The sequence below is a fragment of the Mesorhizobium sp. LEGMi-168a genome, assembly GCF_058312955.1.
The window spans coordinates 1-14,693 of sequence record NZ_JBZEGV010000037.1 but is presented as its reverse complement, the minus strand read 5'-3'; the positions used below and the strand labels follow the sequence as shown (position 1 = coordinate 14,693).

The window sequence follows — 14,693 nt, the reverse complement described above, 5'->3', positions numbered from 1 at the left end:
AGTCGGCGCTGCCCCTCATCCGCCCTTCGGGCACCTTCTCCCCGTAAATTGACGGGGAGAAGGAAGAGCCGAGCTCAGTTCCTGTAGACCGGCTCTTCCTCGTCGAGGATCGCCTTGAGTTCGGAAAGATGGCGCTCGGCCTGGCCGGGATAGTCGTCCATCTCGCTTGCCGTCTTCTCGGCAATTTCATCCGAAAGCGTGCGCAGCGGCCGCCCGGTCCACAGCGCCTTGATGTAGGTTTCTGCGGCGCGCTCGAAATAGAACATGCGGTTGAAGGTGTCGGCGACGGTGTCGCCGATGACCATCACGCCGTGATTGCCCATCACCATGACCTTGACCTTGGGGTCGGTCAGGAGCTGCGAGCAGCGCTCGCCCTCCTCTTCGAAGGCCAGCCCGCCATAATGGGCATCGACGACGTGGCGGTTGAAGAACATGGCCGAGTTCTGGTCGATCGGCGGCAGCGTCGAATCGGCGAGCGACGCAAGCACGGTGGCGTGGATCGAATGCACATGCATGGCACAGCGCGCATGCGGCACGTTGCGATGGATGGCGCCGTGCAGGCCCCAGGCGGTCGGATCGGGCGCATTGGGGCCGGACAAGGTGTCGGGATCGTTGGCATCGATCAAAAGCAGGTCGCTCGCCTTGATGCGCGAGAAATGCACCTGGTTGGGATTCATCAGGAATTTGGTGCCGTCCTCGTTGACGGACAGCGAGAAGTGATTGGCCACCGCCTCGTGCATGTTGAGCCGCGCCGTCCAGCGGAAGGCGGCGGCGAGATCGACCCGCTCCTCATAGTAAGGAAGATTGGTCAGGGTTTCCTTCTGCAAGCGGGCGATGCTCATCGAAAATCCTCCGGTTTGTAGCGGTTTTGCTGTTACGCAATTCCGGACGGAAAACCGCTACGCACTTTTCCTGGAATTGCTGGAGAATGCCGTGCATGGCCGTGGCCAGCAACCGTAAACTGGTGGGTCAGGCCAAACGATCGGTCAGGCGGCCGGCCGCGCGGATTGCAGCCCGCCATGCTCGACGATGAAGTCGATCACTTGCTGCAGGCCCTTGCCGCGCGACAGGTCGGTGAAGCCGAAGGGCCGCTTGCCGCGCATGCGGGCGGCGTCCGTCTCCATGACGTCGAGGTTGACGTTCACATAGGGCGCCAGATCGCTTTTGTTGATGATCAGGAAATCCGAACGAGTGATGGCCGGGCCGCCCTTTCTCGGAATCTCCTCGCCCTGGCAGACCGAGATGACATAGAGGGTCAAGTCGGCAAGGTCCGGCGAGAAGGTGGCGGCAAGATTGTCGCCGCCGGATTCGATGAAGATGATGTCGAGGTCGGGGAACTTCCGGTTCAGCTCGGCAATCGCCCGCAGATTGATCGAGGCGTCCTCACGGATGGCCGTGTGCGGGCAGCCGCCGGTCTCGACCCCGACAATGCGCTCCTCGGGCAGCGCCTGCAGGCGCGCCAGCATCATGGCGTCCTCCTTGGTGTAGATGTCGTTGGTGACGACGGCGACGGAAAACTGGTCGCGCAGCGCCTTGCAGAGCTTTTCGGTGAGCGTCGTCTTGCCGGAACCGACCGGGCCGCCAATGCCGATGCGCAGGGGACCGTTTTTCGAAATCATGCCGGAAACTCCGTGATGGCAAGGACTGCAAAGCCCAGCCCGATCAAAAGGCAGAGCGGCGAATAGAGGCGCTGGTCGAGCCGCGCGAAGGGCTGCTCCGGCGTCAGCCGGCGCCACCAGGGCGTGAAGCCGGCAATGCCGCGGCCGAGGAAAATGAGGCCGATGAGCAGCGCCGTGGCGGCAAGGCCTTCCCTCGGGAAAGGTGAAGCGAAGACGCCTTCGAGCGCCAGCGGCCACAGTGTGGCGAGCGCCAGGCAGGCCGCGACGGCGAAGCTCGCAAGAGACGAGGGCATTTCGTCAACGTTGCGAAAGCCGACGACGGCGTGAGCGCAGGATTTTGCATCCGTGCCCGGCCAGATGCCGCCAATGCCCCAATAGACATGCAGCGCGGTGATCAGGAGCAGGACGAAAGAGAGGATGAAGGCGAGGATGATCATGAACGGAACAGACGCGAATACTGGGTTTCGTGCTTCATCGCCACGATGTCGGACATGAAAGCCGAGCCGCCTAGATCATCGAGCGAGGAATTGGCCGCGCGGTCGGCCGTCGCAAGAGCCAAAGGCTCAAAGCCGGCTAATAATGCCGTTGCATCGATCTGCCCTACCACACCGAGCCGGATCGCGGCCTGCACGAGGTTGGAGAAGAAGGCCTGCAGGAAGGCGGACAGCGCATCGCCAAGGCCGATGCCGTGGCTGCCGGCAACGGCGCCGACGGCAACGCAGTAGGCGCAGTCGGCCGGCAAGCGCTCCAGCGCGGGACACGGCCAGGCGGAAGCCGCCTTGAGGAAGGCCGCGCCCTGCAGCGTGGTCTCCATGTGCCGCTCCTGCGAGCCGGCAAGCGCCTCGGCCAGCGCGGCGACTTCCGTCAGATCGCCGCCGTCACGCGCGCGCCGCCAGCTCTCGGCGAACAGCACGGCGTCGTTCCAGGCTGACCCCATCTCGACCAGTGTTTCCAGCCAGCCGGCGAGATCCTGGCGATCGGTGATCAGCCCGTCATGCACGGCGCGTTCGAGGCCATGGCTGTAGGAAAAACCGCCGACCGGGAAGGACGGCGACAGCCAGGCCATCAGCCGCAACAGCGCTATGGACGACGGCTGCTCAATCATGGTGGTGGTGGTCGTCGTGGTCATGGTCATGATGGTGATGATCATGATCGCGATGCCCATGATGATCATGCGCATGGTGATTATGGCCATGGTCGTGCCCATGACCGGAATAGGCGCCGCGCACGGGGCTGAACGGCAGCAGAACCTCACGCACCATGGCGCCCAAGCCTTCCAGCATCGCCTTGATGACATGGTCGCGCAGGATGAGGATGCGGTCCGCCTCGATCGCCGCTGCGAGATGGCGGTTGCCGATGTGCCAGGCAAGCTCGGCGAGATGCACGGCATCGCGGGCGCGGATGTCGTAGACCTCTTCCGGCGCGGCGACGATCTCGAGCTGGCGGCCATCCTCCAGCACCAGCCGGTCGCCATTGTTCAGCGCCACAGGCTCGGGCAGGTCGACCAGCACCCTGCCGCCTGCCGCCGTCTCTATGGCACGACGGCGCAGATGCCGCTCGTCATGGGCCAGCACTGCCTTGTCGTAGGCTGCGGCTGCCGATGCCTCGGCGGCAGGGAGCACCGAGACGGCGCGCGGGAATTTGGTGAAATCGGTATTGATGTTGAGTTTCATCTCATGGCTCCGCCCTTAGAGCGCCGCGCGTCCTCTTGGACGCGCAAAGGACGCTCTAATATCTTGAATCTATGCATCGTGCTTTCCGAAAATCGATTCCGATTTTCGGGCCGATGCATTGGCTTGCGCCCTCGCACGGGCCGGGCGCTGCAAAACACGATCGAAATAGGCGTTGACCCGATCGGACTCGATCGGAAACCTGCCGGCGCGCGCCCAGCCGCCCATGTCGCCGAGCAGCACGTCGACGGCCGAGAACCGTTCGCCCAGCGCGAAGGGCTTGTCGCCGAGCCGGCGGTCCAGCGCCTTCACCTCCGAAGCGAAATCATGCGCGGCGGCAGGACCGACATCGACGCGCATCTCCTTCGGCAACAGGAAGCGGTGGCGCAGCTTATTCCACAGCGGCGCTTCGAGCTCGCTCTGGGCGAAATGCATCCAGGAATCCATTTCGGCACGGCCGGCGAGACCGGGATTGGCGCCCATGCCCTTGTCGGCATGCTTGTCGGCCAGGTAGACGCAGATCGCGGCCGAATCCGTGATCTTCAGATCGCCGTCGATCAGGATCGGCACCTTGCCGGAAGGGTTCAGCGCATAGGCCTCCGGCGAGCGCAGCTTGACCTCGACGAATTCGTAAGGCTGCCCGAGCTCCTCGAGCATCCAGAGCACGCGGCTGACCCGGGAGCCTCGCGATCCGACGGCCTTGTACATAGTTGAACCCTGCCTTTTCCCCGACCCTAGACCATCCCGGCCGTCCACCCAATGCCGCTCATACGATGGTGTCGAAGAGCCGCAGGATGAACGATATCTGATAGATGAGCGTGGCGACGACGAAGGCAATGTGGAAGCGGCGGTCGCGCACCAGGATGGCAGCGATGCACAGCGCCACGAAGACCGGCGTGCGGATCAAATATTCGTGGCCGTAGCGGGCGAAATGCTCCGGTCCTTTCAGCAGCGTATCGATCACGTCGAGGAGGTAGGTCATGCCGAGCAGGCCGAAGAACCAGGCGCGGCGCGAATAGAAGTAGTCCTCGTAGCTGGTGTAATCGAGCATCGAATCCGGAAACAGCAGCGCGCACAGCAGGAACAGCGTGACGGCATAGAAGATGATGAAAAGGTATTTGCCGAAGGTCCAAGTCTCCAGCGCGTAGAGGCCGAATTCCCACCACCAGAAATGCACCAGCAGCAACAGCATGGAGCCGACCCAGGCAAGATGCACGGGATAGAGCTTGTATTGGCCGGGATGCTGGACGATGCGGGCGACACCCGACAGAAGCCGTGTCACGCCAAGGCCGATCACCATGCCCATGACGATGCGGATATGCGGAAAGATGTCGTGGGGAGAGGCTATTTCGGTGGGCATCGGCGACTAGGACTGAAAAAGCTTTCGGCGCAATGAAGCTAACCTGCGTACCGCGTAGAATGATATTTCATTCGCGAATAAGCTGGTTCGATGACCAAGGAACGCCAGGGAAAAAGTCATGGTCGAGGATCTCCTTGACCGAATACGGGCAATCTGTAGGAAAATCATCTTCCCTTAGGCCCGTCTCGTCGGCCGCCTTCAACCTTGCGATCCTGAACTCCCGGCCGAGCCGTTGTCCCGGATAAGCTTTCAGGCCAGGGCTCTCGTCGAGCAGATTTTCGATCCGATATCGTTGCTCGCGGATGGTCAGCAACCATCCGGTTTTCCGTTTCTCAGGCTGAAATTCCCATTTGAGCAAATGCTGGAGCAAGGCGCCCAACCTGCTCGCAATTTCCCTTTTGTCACTCCGCCCCAAGCTCTCGATCTCCTCGGCAAGGTTCTCGCGATCGAGGTCGGAGAGACGACCTTCGCGCAGCAGCGCGCCCTGCTCGGCGCACCACTGAGCATAATCGGCCTCGTAGGGTGTAGACTTATGCCGACGCTGTATCTGGATCTTGTTCATGATCACATAATGCGCCGTTTTCGATCTCAAGCCAATCGCGGCTATGCCAACCTGCGATCCAGCATCAAAACAGAAAATACCGCTGCGCCATCGGCAGCACCGTCGCGGGCTCGCAGGTCAACAACTCGCCGTCGGCACGCACCTCGTAGGTTTCCGGGTCGACCTCGACATGCGGCGTGGCGTCGTTGAGCACCATGGAATGCTTGCCGATGCCGCCGCGCGTGTTCTCGACCGCGACCATCGCCTTGTCGACGCCGAGCCGACCTTGCAGGCCTGCATCGAAGGCGGCTTTCGAGACGAAGGTAACCGAGGAGTTGGTCAACGCCTTGCCAAAGGCGCCGAACATCGGCCGGTAATGCATCGGCTGCGGCGTCGGGATCGAGGCGTTGGGATCGCCCATCGGGGCGGCGGCGATCGAGCCGCCGACAAGCACCATCTCCGGCTTGACGCCGAAGAAGGCCGGGTTCCACAGCACGAGATCGGCGCGCTTCCCCACCGTCACCGAGCCGATCTCCTTCGACAGGCCGTGCGCGATCGCCGGGTTGATCGTGTACTTGGCGATGTAGCGACGGACGCGGAAATTGTCGTTGTCGCCGGTCTCCTGCGGCAGCGCGCCGCGCTGGCGCTTCATCTTGTCGGCGGTCTGCCAGCAGCGGATCGCCACCTCGCCGACGCGGCCCATGGCCTGGCTGTCGGAGGAGATGATCGAGAAGGCGCCGATGTCGTGCAGGATGTCCTCGGCCGCGATCGTCTCCTTGCGGATGCGGCTTTCGGCGAAGGCGATATCCTCGGGGATCGAGGGCGAGAGATGATGGCAGACCATCAGCATGTCGAGATGCTCGGCCAGCGTGTTGACCGTGTAAGGCCGCGTCGGGTTGGTCGAGGACGGGATGACGTTGGGCAGGCCGCAGACTTTTATGATGTCGGGCGCATGGCCGCCGCCGGCGCCCTCGGTGTGGAAGGCATGGATGGTGCGGCCCTTGATGGCCGCCACTGTGTTCTCGACGAAGCCCGATTCGTTCAGCGTGTCGGTGTGGATCATCACCTGCACGTCGTAGTCGTCGGCGACCGACAGGCAGCAGTCGATCGCGGCGGGCGTCGTGCCCCAATCCTCATGCAGTTTCAGCGAGCAGGCGCCGGCAAGCACCATCTCCTCGAGCGCCGCCGGCCGGGACGCATTGCCCTTGCCGGAGAGGCCGATATTCATCGGGAAAGCGTCGAAGGATTGGATCATGCGGGCCATGTGCCAGGGGCCGGGCGTGCAGGTGGTGGCCAAGGTGCCGTGCGCAGGACCGGTGCCGCCGCCGAGCATGGTGGTGATGCCGCTCATCAGCGCTTCCTCGATCTGCTGCGGGCAGATGAAGTGGATATGCGCGTCGAAGCCGCCGGCGGTCAGGATCTTGCCCTCGCCGGCGATGATTTCCGTGCCGGGGCCGATGATGATGGTGACGCCATCCTGCGTATCCGGATTGCCGGCCTTGCCGATGGCCGCGATGCGGCCGTCCTTCAGGCCGATATCGGCCTTGACGATACCGGTCAGCGCATCGACGACCAGCGCGTTGGTGATGACGGTATCGACCGCGCCCTGCGCCCTCGCGACCTGGCTTTGGCCCATGCCGTCGCGGATGACCTTGCCGCCGCCGAATTTTACCTCCTCGCCATGGACGGTGAAATCCTTCTCGACCTCGATGAAGAGCTCAGTGTCGGCGAGCCGCACCTTGTCGCCGGCCGTCGGGCCATACATCTGCGCATAGGCGGCGCGGCTAATTCTGGCCATCAGGGATTGCTCCTGGAATTGAGATTGAGGGTAGGGCGCACATTCTCGCCATCCAATGGTCACGCAATGACCCGCTCGGCGACACTTTGCGCTCCCATTTGGCGGTTGAGGTGGCCGAGTCAGCCCAAAACGACCGTTTGCCAACCCGATGGAAGGAATATCCATGCGCAAGACGATATTTTTCGCCGCTGCCACCACCTTGATGCTGGCGGGCGCCGCAAGCGCTCAGCAACAGCCAGCGCCGCAACCCAGCCCGGCACCCGCCACGCCCGCTCCGGCCACGCCGAAGGCCCAGCCGGCCGTGCCATCCATCCAGAGCGTCAGCATCGTCGACATCACGGAATTGCCGAAGGACACGCAAACGCAGGTCAACCAGATCGTGGCGCAACGCGGCGATGCCGGCCTGCAGACGTTGCGCAAATCGATCGACGCGACGCCCAAGGTGAAGTCCGCGCTCGACGCCAAGGGGATCAGCTCGGCGCAGGTGATCGCCGCCAGCCTGCAGCCCAATGGCGCGCTGACGCTGATCACCAAGAAAGCAAGCTGATTGCGCTCGCTGGTGGGCGGAAATCCGGCCCGCCAGCACCCGTTTGAGGGGAACTTCAGGCCAAGGAAAGTCGTTTCGCTTTTTTCGCCCCGCCACGGGTTCAGCCAGGAGCGAGCGATGGCGAACATCCGGCGCCTCAGGAAATGGCTCACAGCCGCGGCTGCGGTCCCGCTTGTTCTGGCCGCGTCTCAGGCCGCTTTCCCGGCGCAACCCGTGAACAGCGAAAAGCCCGGCGCGACAATCGTCGATTCCGACGTCCGGCAGGAGGAGGCGCTGTCGAAGACGGAAGCCGGTAAAGTCATCACCGCTATCGACCGCACGCGCGAGAACATCGGCACGGTGCGCAAGACGACCAAGCTCGACACCGTCGATATCGTCTTCCTGACCGATGCCGCGCGCAGCGAGGGCGGACCGCCGCCGGCGATCGAGAACAAGGTGAAGCAGCATCAGGACGACGTCGCCGAACTGCGACAGGAGATCGAGGCGAACGCGCTGCTCTTCAATGCCATCGATTCGCGGCGCGTGCAGGCCGAGGACGTGCTCGCTGTCGAGTTCGACAATCCGGAGAAGATCGTCATCTACGCGGCCGCCAAGCCGCCGAAGTGATTTGAGCGCGCCGCCAGATCTCACAGCTTGCCCATCACCTTCTGCTGGAACCCATAGACCTCGCGCTTACCGCCGAGCGGCACCAGCGTGACGTCGCGTTCCTGGCCCGGCTCGAAACGCATGGCGGTGCCGGCGGCAATGTCGAGCCGCATGCCGCGGGTGCGCTCGCGGTCGAATTTCAGGCCTTCATTGGTCTCGAAGAAATGATAATGGCTGCCGACCTGGATCGGGCGGTCGCCGCTGTTGGCGACCTTGAGCGTCACCGTCGGCAAGCCCTTGTTCAGCTCGATGTCGCCCTTGGCCGTGATGACTTCGCCCGGGATCATCGCGCCCTCACAGCATGCCGAAAGCCAAGCCGACGCCGACCGCCGCGCAGGCGGCGCCGGCGGCGCGTGTCAGGCTGCGGAAGCGCAGCCCAAGTCCGAGCGCGGCCGCGATGCCTATGGCATGAAGAAGCGCCGTGGCGACGGCAAAGCCCACCATATATTCCAACCCGCCGGCATTCTCCGGCACTTCAGTGCCATGCGCGTGGCCATGGAACAGCGCGAACAGGCCGATGACGGCGACGCCCGCCGAGACCGGCAGGTCGACCGCCAGCGCGACCAGCAGGCCGAGCGCCACCACCGAAGCGAGAATGCCCGGCTCGACGAAGGGCACCGGCACCTGAAGCATGCCAAGCGCGCTGCCCGCGAGCATCACGCCGACAAAGGCAAGCGGCCATGCCCACACCGCCCGGCCTCCCTTCATTGCCGCCCACAGGCCGATCGCGATCATCACCGTCATATGGTCGAGGCCCGACAGCGGGTGCATGAAGCCGGCCGTGAAGGAAGAGGTCGCCGCTATGCCGACATGGGCATAGGCGGGCATCACTGCTGCCAAGAGCAGGAGGACAGCGAGCGTGGTGCGTTTGGTCGAAGCGGAGATCATGGGTCTGCCTTCCATTCTTGCAGGAACAATCAAGCGGCCCTGCGGGGACCGCAGCCCTCGGCCTTGAGCACGCGCTTGGTCGAGGCCGGATATTTCTCCAGCTTTGCCGCCGGCCGGATCGGCCGCGGCGAAAAATTGCCGCCGCAGTTCGGGCAGACGCCGCCGAGCACGCTTTCTACGCAGTCGGCGCAGAAGGTGCATTCGAAGGTGCAGATTAGCGCATCGGCCGCCTCCGGTGGCAGATCCTTGTCGCAGCATTCGCAATTGGGCCTTAGTTCCAGCATCGGTCCTCTCTTCGCCTTATGGGCCTCACCGGATCGGTTCGTGCACGGTCACCAGCTTGGTGCCGTCGGGAAACGTCGCCTCGACCTGGACGTCGTGGATCATCTCGGCAATGCCGTCCATGACCTGGGCGCGCGTCACGACATGGGCGCCGGCCTCCATCAGCTCGGCCACCGAGCGGCCGTCGCGGGCGCCCTCGACGACGAAGTCGGTGATCAAAGCGATCGCCTCGGGGTGATTGAGCTTGACGCCGCGTTCCAGCCGCTTGCGCGCCACGATCGCCGCCATGGCAATCAGCAGCTTGTCCTTTTCACGCGGCGTCAGATTCATACGGCTTCCCGGTATTCTAGATCAAACGATTCGAAGGTCAGAGTGACCATAATTTGGGCAGACCAGCCTGCCCGTTGAGCAGTTCGACGAGCGGAACCAGCCGCTTGCGGAGCTGGTAGCCGTCGCCGGCGGTGAGCCTCGCAAGAAGCTTGCCAGATTGCCCGACGCTCCAGAAACTGGCGCCGCCCCAGCCACTCTTGGCGGCGCCACCGATCATCGGGTCGCCGATGATCGCGCGGGCGGGTTCCAGCAGGGTTTCCGCACGCGGGGAGACGAGAAGCAGCGTTGCCATTGCGCGCGCGCCACAGGCCACAGCCGAGCGCTGGAGCCTGGCTGCGATGTCCGGCCCGATGCGAAAATCCTCCGCATGGATGAGCCTGCCGTCCTGCCAAACCCGCCAGCGGTCGTGGAAATTGCCCCGGACCGTCCGTTCGCCCATCGCCAGCCGGCCGAACAACGTAGCTTCCAGCAAAAGCGCCTCGGCGTCCGCCGCAAGCGTCACATCGAGTGTCCTGGCAAAGGCGGCCTGGTCGAAAACGATGGTTTCCTGCGGCAGCCAGGCAATCCGGCCGCCGGCACCGACATCCAGGCTGACCTTCGTTTCGGCGCGATCGGAGGCCGCGCGATAGATTTTTTCGCAGGCCTGGGTGGTGATCGAGACGCAAGCGCCCTCGCCGACCTCGATCGCCCAGCCAAGCCGGTCGCCGCCGGTCAATCCGCCGGCCGTGTTGATCAGCACGGCCTCGAGCGGATCGCCTTGCACCGCCGGCATGCGAATCTTGGCCGATCCGTCCTGGTAGAGGCGCTGAAGTCGGGTCCGACCGCCTGTTCTGCCGCACAAAAGCCTGCCTCGCCCGGCAACACGTTGGGCGGCAGGCGGGGGAACCAGGGTATCGTCGATCATGTCCACGGCGCCAACGTTAAGCACTCCGGTGGCTTTGTCGATATATAGCTTGTTGCTTGACATCGTTTCGGTTTCTATAGAGGGAGCCACCTTGGAGCGGTCACGCGATGCCTGGAGAGGTAAGGATGACGGCGTTTGCGAATCCGGGGACGAAGGGGCGCTGTTCAGTTGGCGTCGGAAAACGACAGGGGAAGGAACCGAATGGCTGACCAGCTGACGACCGAAATCATCGAAAAGATCAAGGCTCATGCCGAGACTGGCGGCGAGGAAATCACCACCAGCACCGATCTCAACACGCTTGGCATCCATTCGCTGGAGCTGACCGAGATCATCTTCGATCTCGAGGAGAAGTACGGCATCGAGATCGAGATGAACACGGTCGATGCCTGGAGCAACCTCAAGAACGTCGGCGACATGGTCGAGGCGGTTCGCGAACTGATCGCGAAAAAAGCCTGATTGCATGCTGAAACGCGTCGTCATCACCGGCATTGGCGGGATATGCGGGCTCGGCAACGATGTGCCGGCCATATGGAGCGCCATGCGCGAGGGCCGCTCGGCAATCGGCCCGATCGACAACCCTTCGCTGCATGACCTGAAGGTCAAGGTCGGCAGCGAAATCAAGGCGTTGCCCGATCACGGCATCGACCGCAAGCAGGTGGTGTCGATGGACCGCTTCAGCCTGCTGGCGGTGATCGCGGCGCGGGAGGCGATGCAACAGTCCGGGCTGGTCGCGCATGCCGACAACACCTATCGCATGGGCGCCGTCGTCGGCATCGGCGTCGCCGGCTTCGAGACCATCGAGGAAAATTACCGCGCGATCCTGATCGAGGGACGCAACCGCGCCGCCATCTTCACCGTGCCGAAGGTGATGCCGGGTGCGGCCGCCGGCCAGGTCAGCATGAATCTCGGCCTGCGCGGCCCGGTGTTCGGCGCTACCTCGGCCTGCGCGTCGGCCAATCACGCCATTGCCTCTGCGGTCGACCAGATCCGGCTCGGCCGCGCCGACGTCATGGTCGCCGGCGGCACCGAAGCGCCGCTGGTATGGGGCGTGCTCAAGGGCTGGGAAGCGCTGAGGGTGCTTTCGCCCGACACCTGCCGGCCGTTCTCGGCCGACCGCCAGGGCCTGTCGCTCGGCGAAGGCGCCGGCATGGCGGTGCTGGAAAGCTACGACCATGCCATGGCGCGCGGCGCCACCATTCTCGCCGAGATCGCAGGCGCCGGGCTTTCCGCCGACGCCTCCGACATCGTCGCTCCGACGATCGAGGGGCCGGAAGCGGCGATGCGCTTCTGCCTGGTGGATGCCGGGCTCAATCCCGAGGACGTCGACTATCTCAACGCGCACGGCACCGGCACCAAGGCCAACGACCAGATCGAGACGGCGGCGATCAAGCGCGTCTTCGGCGAGCATGCGCGCACGCTGTCGGTCTCCTCGACCAAGTCGATGCATGCGCATTGCCTCGGCGCGTCGGGCGGGCTGGAGATGATCGCCTGCGTCATGGCGATCCGCGACGGCATCGTGCCGCCGACCGCCAACTACCGCGAGCCCGACCCCGAATGCGATCTCGACGTGACGCCGAACGTGGCGCGCGAGCGCAAGGTGCGCGCCGCGCTCAGCAACAGTTTCGCCTTCGGCGGCACCAATGCGGTGCTTGCCTTCAAAGCGATCTGATGCAGGCAATCTGACACGGATACCGCTATCCGCCGGAACGCGCTTCCGTCCCGGCGGATAGCTTTGGTTGACTGTCCGTGCACGGCAGGGGGGTTGCCGGCATATTGATCCTGAAGGGTCACGGTCCTAATTCTTGCGCACCCGCCACCGCGCCGTCCGGCGCCAATCCGCATCCGGAGCCTCCGATGACCGACCTGTCCGCCTTTCCGATCGCCAAGCGCTGGCCGGCCAAGCACCTCGACCGCCTGCAGCTCTATTCCTCTCCGACGCCCAACGGCGTGAAGATCTCGATCGCGCTGGAGGAGATCGGCCTGCCCTACGAGCCGCATTACGTCGATATCGGCAAGAACGAGAGCTGGACGCCGGAATTCCTGTCGCTCAACCCGAACGGCAAGATACCGGCGATCATCGACCCGAACGGACCCGACGGAAAGCCGATCGGGCTGTTCGAGTCCGGCGCCATCCTGCTCTACCTCTCGGACAAGACCGGCAAGCTCATGCCGGCCGATCCGATCCGGCGTTACGAGACGATCCAGTGGGTGTTCTTCCAGATGGCCGCGATCGGCCCGATCTTCGGCCAGGTCGGCTTCTTCAACAAATTCGCCGGGCGCGAGATCGCCGACAAGCGGCCGCTGGAGCGCTATCGCGACGAATCGCGGCGGCTGATCGGCGTTTTGGAAACGCGGCTGAAGGGCCGTAAATGGATCATGGATGACGAGTTCACCATCGCCGATGTCTCGATGCTCGGCTGGGTGCGCAACCTGATCGGCTTCTACGAAGCGCGCGACCTCGTCGGCTTTGACGATTTCCCGACCGTCGCGGCATGGCTGGAGCGGGGTCTTGCACGGCCGGCCGTGCAGAGGGGCCTCACCATTCCGGCGAGGGGCTAGAGGAAAAGTGTGAAACGGTTTTCCGTTCGGAATTGCGTAAAAACAAAGAGATAGAGCGGTTCGCCGTTTCCGTGAAACGGTGAAACGCTCTAAGGCTTTCTATTTGGTCTTGGCTCTGGTGCCGCCTCTGCCGAGCATGGAAGCAGCAAGCCGCGCGGTGGCGACCACCGCGCCGGTCGCAACGCTTGCGACGGTGCGGATCGGACCCGACTTCGTCGCGGGCTTATGAGGCTTAGCAGGTTTTGCGGCGGTCTTGTGCGATGCTCCAGACACCACCTTCTTGGGTGCAGCCTTGCCGAAGGTCGGCTTAGCGTCCTTCGAGCGCTCAGCTATTGCCGGGCCGGCGCCGGCCCTTGATTGCGTCCTGGATTGATTGGCCCTGCTTCTCGCGGGCGCGGGTTTTCTGGTCTTGGTTGCCATAAGACGGTTCCGTTTTTTTGCGCAATTCCGGACGGAAAACCGCAACACACTTTTCCTGGAATTGCTTCAGCGCCAGACAATCGGGATATCGGCCATAACGACCTGTAGGTCTTAAGGTTCCCGTCCAAAAATAGTGAAAATTGAGCAGGTTAACCAAGCACCAGATCGGCCTCCCGGCGGCGCGCCAGCACGCGCTCGATGTTGGGCATGTCGTTGGAGGCGATCCAGGCGCGGGCGTCCTCATCGGACTTGCCATGGCCGCGCCAGCGCTCCATCAGGCGGCGCTCGAGCTCGCCCCGCGGCACGTCGACGAAGATGGTGAAGTCGAACAAAGGCGCCAGCCGCGACCACGGCTCCTCGTCGAGGAGGAGATAGTTGCCCTCGACAAGGATGAACTTGGTGTCGGCGCCGATCACTTCGGCCGCCGCGCGCGACAGTTCCATGTTGCGGTCGAAGACCGGAATGGCAATGTCCGGCTCGCCGGAGCGGATGCGCTTCAACAGCGTCTCGAAGCCGGCGAAGTCGAAGGTTTCCGGTGCGCCTTTGCGCGCGCGCAGGCCGCGCCGGTTGAGAATGATATCGTCAAAATGGAAGCCGTCCATCGGCACGACTTCCGACGTGCCTTCCGGCAGCAGTTCATGCAGCCTGCCCGATATGGTTGACTTGCCGGCGCCCGGCGGGCCGGCAATGGCGACGACGAAACGCTTGGCTTTGCCGGCGCGCTTGAAGATAGCGGCAGTGATATGGGCCAAGTCAGACATCAGCGCCTCTTTGCTAGCGACTCCGGCCGCATCTTGGCGGCTGTCGGCGGAAATTTCAAACCTGGTTGCTTGATGCCAACGTTTCGACCCGTCGCTGGCAAGTCGCCTGCCTTCGAGATTGGCCAAGACGCCAATCCCGTCGTCATCCTATGGCGGAGCAAGAAGCGGCAAATCGAACCCTGGATTGACAAAGGGATAGGCCGCGATCCGTCGCGCCCCCCTCTGTCCTGCCGGACATCTCCCCCACAAGATCCCATGATGAGTAGTGGACAGCGGCTTGTGTGAGATCAGAGTCGGTTTGCTACCAACCACTCTGAAGGGGATTGCCATGACAGCAGAACCAGCCTCGCCACTTGCCGCCATCCGGGT

At 63.5% G+C, this 14,693-nt stretch carries 21 protein-coding genes; 5 read left to right on the top strand and 16 right to left on the bottom strand.

Annotated features, from left to right (window positions below; genetic code table 11):
* Positions 1-74: 74 nt before the first annotated feature.
* The 9 genes from AC4FWB_RS30400 to ureC form a co-directional block, all read right to left on the bottom strand.
* The gene (locus tag AC4FWB_RS30400) at positions 75-842 is read right to left on the bottom strand and encodes a class II aldolase and adducin N-terminal domain-containing protein (protein ID WP_491029917.1); all 768 of its coding nucleotides are present in this window, start codon (positions 840-842) and stop codon (positions 75-77) included.
* A gap of 144 nt (positions 843-986) precedes the next feature.
* Entirely contained in the window at positions 987-1,619 is a 633-nt protein-coding gene (gene ureG, locus AC4FWB_RS30395) for an urease accessory protein UreG (RefSeq protein ID WP_491029916.1), read from the bottom strand.
* Positions 1,616-2,056 carry a DUF3995 domain-containing protein gene (locus AC4FWB_RS30390; protein WP_491029915.1) on the bottom strand — a complete coding sequence of 147 codons (441 nt, stop codon included), beginning with the start codon at positions 2,054-2,056 and terminating at the stop codon, positions 1,616-1,618. Before AC4FWB_RS30390 ends, ureG begins: the two co-directional genes overlap by 4 nt.
* The gene (locus tag AC4FWB_RS30385; protein WP_491029949.1) at positions 2,053-2,724 is read right to left on the bottom strand and encodes an urease accessory protein UreF; all 672 of its coding nucleotides are present in this window, start codon (positions 2,722-2,724) and stop codon (positions 2,053-2,055) included. The genes AC4FWB_RS30390 and AC4FWB_RS30385 overlap by 4 nt, the downstream gene beginning before the upstream one ends.
* Positions 2,717-3,292: an urease accessory protein UreE gene (locus AC4FWB_RS30380; RefSeq protein WP_491029914.1), complete on the bottom strand. Its 576-nt coding sequence runs from the start codon at positions 3,290-3,292 to the stop codon at positions 2,717-2,719. Before AC4FWB_RS30380 ends, AC4FWB_RS30385 begins: the two co-directional genes overlap by 8 nt.
* 69 nt (positions 3,293-3,361) lie before the next feature.
* Positions 3,362-3,997, bottom strand: a complete 636-nt coding sequence (locus tag AC4FWB_RS30375; protein ID WP_491029913.1) for a glutathione S-transferase family protein — start codon at positions 3,995-3,997, stop codon at positions 3,362-3,364.
* Between the two features lie 58 nt (positions 3,998-4,055).
* The gene (locus AC4FWB_RS30370; RefSeq protein ID WP_491029912.1) at positions 4,056-4,649 is read right to left on the bottom strand and encodes a hypothetical protein; all 594 of its coding nucleotides are present in this window, start codon (positions 4,647-4,649) and stop codon (positions 4,056-4,058) included.
* Between the two features lie 67 nt (positions 4,650-4,716).
* On the bottom strand, positions 4,717-5,211 hold the full coding sequence (locus tag AC4FWB_RS30365; RefSeq protein WP_491029911.1) for a DUF29 domain-containing protein: 495 nt from the start codon (positions 5,209-5,211) through the stop codon (positions 4,717-4,719).
* 64 nt (positions 5,212-5,275) lie between these two features.
* Positions 5,276-6,988 carry an urease subunit alpha gene (ureC, locus tag AC4FWB_RS30360; protein ID WP_491029910.1) on the bottom strand — a complete coding sequence of 571 codons (1,713 nt, stop codon included), beginning with the start codon at positions 6,986-6,988 and terminating at the stop codon, positions 5,276-5,278.
* Positions 6,989-7,151: 163 nt separating this feature from the next.
* On the opposite strand from ureC, the gene AC4FWB_RS30355 reads away from it, so the two are divergent.
* Together AC4FWB_RS30355 and AC4FWB_RS30350 are read left to right on the top strand one after the other, a co-directional pair.
* Complete coding sequence (locus tag AC4FWB_RS30355; RefSeq protein ID WP_491029909.1) at positions 7,152-7,535, top strand: hypothetical protein; 384 nt, start codon at positions 7,152-7,154, stop codon at positions 7,533-7,535.
* A gap of 213 nt (positions 7,536-7,748) precedes the next feature.
* Positions 7,749-8,141: a hypothetical protein gene (locus tag AC4FWB_RS30350; protein WP_491029908.1), complete on the top strand. Its 393-nt coding sequence runs from the start codon at positions 7,749-7,751 to the stop codon at positions 8,139-8,141.
* Positions 8,142-8,161: 20 nt separating this feature from the next.
* Here AC4FWB_RS30350 and AC4FWB_RS30345 read toward each other — a convergent pair whose 3' ends face one another.
* Genes AC4FWB_RS30345 through AC4FWB_RS30325 form a run of 5 tightly spaced genes read right to left on the bottom strand, consistent with a single transcriptional unit; the run spans position 8,162 to position 10,590 of the window.
* Positions 8,162-8,467, bottom strand: a complete 306-nt coding sequence (locus tag AC4FWB_RS30345; RefSeq protein ID WP_491029907.1) for an urease subunit beta — start codon at positions 8,465-8,467, stop codon at positions 8,162-8,164.
* A gap of 7 nt (positions 8,468-8,474) precedes the next feature.
* Positions 8,475-9,068 carry a HupE/UreJ family protein gene (locus AC4FWB_RS30340; RefSeq protein ID WP_491029906.1) on the bottom strand — a complete coding sequence of 198 codons (594 nt, stop codon included), beginning with the start codon at positions 9,066-9,068 and terminating at the stop codon, positions 8,475-8,477.
* A gap of 29 nt (positions 9,069-9,097) precedes the next feature.
* A complete protein-coding gene (locus tag AC4FWB_RS30335) occupies positions 9,098-9,352 on the bottom strand; it encodes a DUF1272 domain-containing protein (protein ID WP_491029905.1) in 255 nt (84 codons plus the stop codon).
* Positions 9,353-9,377: 25 nt separating this feature from the next.
* Positions 9,378-9,680: an urease subunit gamma gene (locus tag AC4FWB_RS30330; RefSeq protein WP_059188709.1), complete on the bottom strand. Its 303-nt coding sequence runs from the start codon at positions 9,678-9,680 to the stop codon at positions 9,378-9,380.
* A gap of 37 nt (positions 9,681-9,717) precedes the next feature.
* A complete protein-coding gene (locus tag AC4FWB_RS30325) occupies positions 9,718-10,590 on the bottom strand; it encodes an urease accessory protein UreD (protein WP_491029948.1) in 873 nt (290 codons plus the stop codon).
* A 195-nt stretch (positions 10,591-10,785) separates the two neighbouring features.
* Between AC4FWB_RS30325 and AC4FWB_RS30320 the strand changes: the two genes are divergently transcribed.
* The 3 genes from AC4FWB_RS30320 to AC4FWB_RS30310 all read left to right on the top strand — a co-directional run bounded on the left by AC4FWB_RS30320 (position 10,786) and on the right by AC4FWB_RS30310 (position 13,143).
* Complete coding sequence (locus AC4FWB_RS30320; RefSeq protein ID WP_059188710.1) at positions 10,786-11,040, top strand: acyl carrier protein; 255 nt, start codon at positions 10,786-10,788, stop codon at positions 11,038-11,040.
* 4 nt (positions 11,041-11,044) lie between these two features.
* Positions 11,045-12,253, top strand: a complete 1,209-nt coding sequence (locus AC4FWB_RS30315) for a beta-ketoacyl-[acyl-carrier-protein] synthase family protein (protein ID WP_491029904.1) — start codon at positions 11,045-11,047, stop codon at positions 12,251-12,253.
* A 185-nt stretch (positions 12,254-12,438) separates the two neighbouring features.
* Positions 12,439-13,143, top strand: coding sequence for a glutathione S-transferase family protein (locus tag AC4FWB_RS30310; RefSeq protein WP_491029903.1), 705 nt, complete (start codon positions 12,439-12,441; stop codon positions 13,141-13,143).
* Between the two features lie 325 nt (positions 13,144-13,468).
* Here the strand turns inward: AC4FWB_RS30310 and AC4FWB_RS30305 are convergent, their stop codons facing one another.
* The gene (locus AC4FWB_RS30305) at positions 13,469-13,720 is read right to left on the bottom strand and encodes a hypothetical protein (RefSeq protein ID WP_491029902.1); all 252 of its coding nucleotides are present in this window, start codon (positions 13,718-13,720) and stop codon (positions 13,469-13,471) included.
* The gene (locus tag AC4FWB_RS30300) at positions 13,713-14,324 is read right to left on the bottom strand and encodes a nucleoside triphosphate hydrolase (RefSeq protein WP_320218260.1); all 612 of its coding nucleotides are present in this window, start codon (positions 14,322-14,324) and stop codon (positions 13,713-13,715) included. The genes AC4FWB_RS30305 and AC4FWB_RS30300 overlap by 8 nt, the downstream gene beginning before the upstream one ends.
* Between the last annotated feature and the right edge of the window lie 369 nt (positions 14,325-14,693).

Coding starts and splice junctions, on each gene's coding strand:
- ureC (WP_491029910.1), bottom strand. CDS start 6,988: ATGGCCAGAATTAGCCGCGCCGCCTATGCGCAGATGTATGGCCCGACG.
- AC4FWB_RS30320 (WP_059188710.1), top strand. CDS start 10,786: ATGGCTGACCAGCTGACGACCGAAATCATCGAAAAGATCAAGGCTCAT.
- AC4FWB_RS30300 (WP_320218260.1), bottom strand. CDS start 14,324: ATGTCTGACTTGGCCCATATCACTGCCGCTATCTTCAAGCGCGCCGGC.
- AC4FWB_RS30370 (WP_491029912.1), bottom strand. CDS start 4,649: ATGCCCACCGAAATAGCCTCTCCCCACGACATCTTTCCGCATATCCGC.
- ureG (WP_491029916.1), bottom strand. CDS start 1,619: ATGATTTCGAAAAACGGTCCCCTGCGCATCGGCATTGGCGGCCCGGTC.
- AC4FWB_RS30330 (WP_059188709.1), bottom strand. CDS start 9,680: ATGAATCTGACGCCGCGTGAAAAGGACAAGCTGCTGATTGCCATGGCG.
- AC4FWB_RS30400 (WP_491029917.1), bottom strand. CDS start 842: ATGAGCATCGCCCGCTTGCAGAAGGAAACCCTGACCAATCTTCCTTAC.
- AC4FWB_RS30390 (WP_491029915.1), bottom strand. CDS start 2,056: ATGATCATCCTCGCCTTCATCCTCTCTTTCGTCCTGCTCCTGATCACC.
- AC4FWB_RS30355 (WP_491029909.1), top strand. CDS start 7,152: ATGCGCAAGACGATATTTTTCGCCGCTGCCACCACCTTGATGCTGGCG.
- AC4FWB_RS30315 (WP_491029904.1), top strand. CDS start 11,045: ATGCTGAAACGCGTCGTCATCACCGGCATTGGCGGGATATGCGGGCTC.
- AC4FWB_RS30310 (WP_491029903.1), top strand. CDS start 12,439: ATGACCGACCTGTCCGCCTTTCCGATCGCCAAGCGCTGGCCGGCCAAG.
- AC4FWB_RS30365 (WP_491029911.1), bottom strand. CDS start 5,211: ATGAACAAGATCCAGATACAGCGTCGGCATAAGTCTACACCCTACGAG.
- AC4FWB_RS30380 (WP_491029914.1), bottom strand. CDS start 3,292: ATGAAACTCAACATCAATACCGATTTCACCAAATTCCCGCGCGCCGTC.
- AC4FWB_RS30385 (WP_491029949.1), bottom strand. CDS start 2,724: ATGATTGAGCAGCCGTCGTCCATAGCGCTGTTGCGGCTGATGGCCTGG.
- AC4FWB_RS30345 (WP_491029907.1), bottom strand. CDS start 8,467: ATGATCCCGGGCGAAGTCATCACGGCCAAGGGCGACATCGAGCTGAAC.
- AC4FWB_RS30335 (WP_491029905.1), bottom strand. CDS start 9,352: ATGCTGGAACTAAGGCCCAATTGCGAATGCTGCGACAAGGATCTGCCA.
- AC4FWB_RS30340 (WP_491029906.1), bottom strand. CDS start 9,068: ATGATCTCCGCTTCGACCAAACGCACCACGCTCGCTGTCCTCCTGCTC.
- AC4FWB_RS30375 (WP_491029913.1), bottom strand. CDS start 3,997: ATGTACAAGGCCGTCGGATCGCGAGGCTCCCGGGTCAGCCGCGTGCTC.